At 70.3% G+C, this 3,127-nt stretch carries 3 protein-coding genes (2 of these 3 cut by a window edge); all 3 read right to left on the reverse strand.

Annotation, left to right across the window (positions count from 1 at the left end):
• Tightly spaced (each overlapping or abutting the next), the 3 genes in view from FrCorBMG51_RS34765 to FrCorBMG51_RS13185 form a layout consistent with a single transcriptional unit that may run on beyond the window.
• Positions 1-1,267, reverse strand: the 5' portion of a protein-coding gene (locus FrCorBMG51_RS34765; RefSeq protein WP_235433548.1) for an MlaD family protein. 389 nt of this gene lie to the left of the window's left edge; the window shows 1,267 of its 1,656 coding nt (coding positions 1-1,267); the start codon lies at positions 1,265-1,267; the stop codon falls past the left edge of the window.
• Positions 1,264-2,559: an MlaD family protein gene (locus FrCorBMG51_RS13180; RefSeq protein ID WP_047223362.1), complete on the reverse strand. Its 1,296-nt coding sequence runs from the start codon at positions 2,557-2,559 to the stop codon at positions 1,264-1,266. The genes FrCorBMG51_RS34765 and FrCorBMG51_RS13180 overlap by 4 nt, the downstream gene beginning before the upstream one ends.
• Positions 2,556-3,127 carry the final stretch of an MlaD family protein gene (locus FrCorBMG51_RS13185; RefSeq protein ID WP_047223363.1) on the reverse strand. 919 nt of this gene lie beyond the right edge of the window, so 572 of the gene's 1,491 nt are visible here — the last part of the coding sequence; the start codon falls outside the window, past its right edge; it ends in the stop codon at positions 2,556-2,558. The genes FrCorBMG51_RS13180 and FrCorBMG51_RS13185 overlap by 4 nt, the downstream gene beginning before the upstream one ends.

The raw sequence follows: 3,127 nt of genomic DNA on the forward strand, positions 1-3,127 counted from the left end.
CCCGCGGGTACGGCCCGGTGAACGGCCCGGGCTTCGCGCCCGTGCCTGGTGCCGGGAACGGGTTGGTGTAGGTCAGGATGTGGTACGGGATGGGTGTCTGAACGGACTGGTCACTGACCAGCGGGACCAGCCGCAGGTAGTGGGCCCCGGACTCGTCGGTGTACTGCAGGACCGCGTTGAAGTTGGCGAAGTAGGCCGCCAGCTCGGGCCCGTAGGGCTTGATGTACGACAGCATCGGGTTGACGTCCCGCAGGAGTGTCTGTACCGGCGGGATGGCGCCGCGGACATCGGTGCCCAGGGTGGGCACGCGGTCGAGCGTGGCGGGTGCCAGGTCCAGCGCGCCCGACAGCGGGGGCAGCAGCCCGTGCAGGTCCGCCGAGGTGTCGGGCAGTTGCTGCAGTGCATTGCTCAGCAGCGGGGAGGCCGTCTTCAGGTCGGCCGCGACCGGTGCCAGCGCCCCGGAGAGCTTCGTCAGGGTGCCCGACGCGGCCTTGGCGCTGTCGAGCACGCCGGGTGTCTGCTTCAGCACGTCCTCGACGGCCTGCCGCTGGCCGGCGGTGGCCTGGGTCAGCCGGTTGGCGTTGTCCACCAGGGCTGCGATCTGCCCCTGCCCGGTGTCGAGGGCCCGTAGCACGACGGCGGTCTGCTGTGCCAGTGCCTTGAGGTCCTCGGACTGGGCCGCGATGGCGTCCAGGGCGGTGTGCCCCTCCCGGCCGAGATCGCCCAGCCCGTCGAGGGTCGCGGAGACGTCCTGCTGACGGCCCTCGGTGCCCTGGCCCAACGACCGCACCAGGGTGCCCAGTTCCGCGCGGGTGTCCGTGTCCAGGCTGGCGAGCACGTCGCGCAGCTGCACGCTGGGCTTCACCGCGTCGATGGGGATGGTGCTGCCGGAGGGCAGCGCGCGGCCGTTGCCATCGGTGATGTCCAGGTAGCCCTCGCCGACGAGGGAGCGTTCGCCGAGACGCACGCTCACCCCCTCGTGCAGCGGGGCGACCTTCTTGTCCAGCGAGAACTCGACCCGCAGCCCGTTCGACTGCCGGGTGACCTCGCGGACCTCGCCGACCTGCACGCCCGCGATCTGCACCCGGCCCGCCTTCACCAGGTTGTCGACGTCCGTCAACACCGCGGAGGAGGTGTACTCATCACGGTCGATCAGCGGGATCTGCGTCCCGGTGCCCCTGAGCAGGAAGGTCAGGATCCCGAGGCTCGCGGCGAGGAACAGCAGGACGATGACCAGCCGGCCCACCGTCCCGGTCAGTGCTCTCATCGGCTCTGGCCTCCCTGCTGCGGGTTGATGGGCAGGCCGTTCTCCGGTCCGGGGAAGTAGCCGTTCGGCGGCTGCTTCGGCAGTACTCCGGCGGCGGGCAGCGGCACGACCAGGTGCCCGCGGATGATGCTGCCCTGCGCGTCTCCCGCGCCGAACACCGACGAGGTGTTGTACACGAACGCCTGGATGTCGGTGAGGTAGGACACCACCGTCTGGGTGTCGCGGTCGAGGTTACGACTGATCGGCCGAAGGTTGATCAGAGAGTTGTCGATGTCGTCGGCCATCGGACGCAGGTCGGCGACCACCGGCCGGGCCTTGCTGACCACCGGCTTCGCCGCGTCGACGGTGTTCCCCAGCTCGTCGACGGTGCTTTCCAGCCGCTCCAGCGTCTTCGGCAGTTCGCCGGAGGCGCTGTGGAGGTTGTCCAGCGTCGGGTCGAGCTGTTCGGTCAGCGCCTGGGTGCTGGTCAACGTCCTGCGGAGCTGGTCGGTCAGGCCGGGCAGCTGCGCGAGGCTGTCGCGCAGCTGCCCGTCGTTGCCCGCCAGTGTCTCCAGCGTCTGCTGGGTCGCCGTCGCGAGCTGGGCGACCCGCTGGTCGTTGCCGCCGACCGCGGTGGAGATCTGCGACAGCGCGGTCACGAGCTGGCTGATCTTCTCCCGGCGGGTCTGCAGCGCCTCGACCACCGGCTGCAGCTGGGTGACCGTGCCGTCCGTCGCCGCCAGGCCAGGGGGCAGCTCCTTCTCGGACCGTGCCAACGCGACGTCGGACTCGACGAGGAGGTCGGTGAGGGCCAGCTGGGTGCGGTCGTCAAGATGGCTGAGGACCTCGTCGGCCTGTATCGGCCGGGACGTCTGCTTCAGCGGGATGAGCCCGCCGGACGGCAGCACCCGGCCGGGCGGCCCCCCGGGGTTGATCTCCACCGACATCTCGTTGAGCGCGTTCTTCGGGCGCACCACCGCACGGGCGTTGTCGTACACGGGATGCCCGGGCTCGATCTCCAGCGTGAGGATGGCCGTCGCATGGTCGCTGACCGACCAGTCAGCGATCTTCCCGACCTTCACGCCCGCGATCGTGACCTGGTTGGAACTCGTCGGGTTCACGCCGGGCACCGAGGCGAACTCGGCCTTGACGATCGACCGGTTCGCCCACGGCGGCGTCGAGGACAGCTGGGACTGGATGATCACGGCGGCCACCAGGCCGAGCACGACGAGGACCGCCAACGCGGTCATGTCACGGCCCAGCCCGGGTACCGTCCGGATCCGCTCCCAGCGACGACGCAGGGATGCACTCATTGGAAACTCCTCGACACCAGCGGAAGGTCCAGCGAGGTCACCAGCTGGCCTAGCGCGCCCGCGTCAGGCCCCGCCCCCGGCGGCGGGATCAGACCCGGCGCACCCTGCCGGGTGCCCTCCTGCGGGCCCGCGGGCTGTTGCAGACCGAGGGACTCCAGGTACTTCTCCAGCGGCAGTATTGTCGCGGTCCCACCGAGGGAGTTGACCCCGACTCCGGCCATCAGCCGGCCCGCCGCGCCGTTGCTGTCATGGAACTTGAACACCTCATCACCATGCGTGAACAGGTAGGCGAGCTCCTGGTACAGGAGATGATCGTTACCGCCACCGTCGTAGATTCCGGTGCCGTGCCAGGGGGAGAGCACAGCCTGGGTGACCGGGCCGTTGAGCCGCTCCAGCACCGGGCCGCGCACGTCGGTCAGGACCCCGTTGGCGTTCTGCGCGGTGGGCACCAGCCGGTCGACCAGCGGCCGGGCGTCCTGCAGGAGGATCCGCAGGTCGGTCGCTACCGGCAGGGTGCGCTCCAGCACCGGGTCGAGCTTGGCCAGCACCGGGTCGAGCTGGCGGGCCG

Origin of the sequence: Protofrankia coriariae (assembly GCF_001017755.1) — a bacterium.
Lineage (GTDB): Bacteria > Actinomycetota > Actinomycetes > Frankiales > Frankiaceae > Protofrankia > Protofrankia coriariae.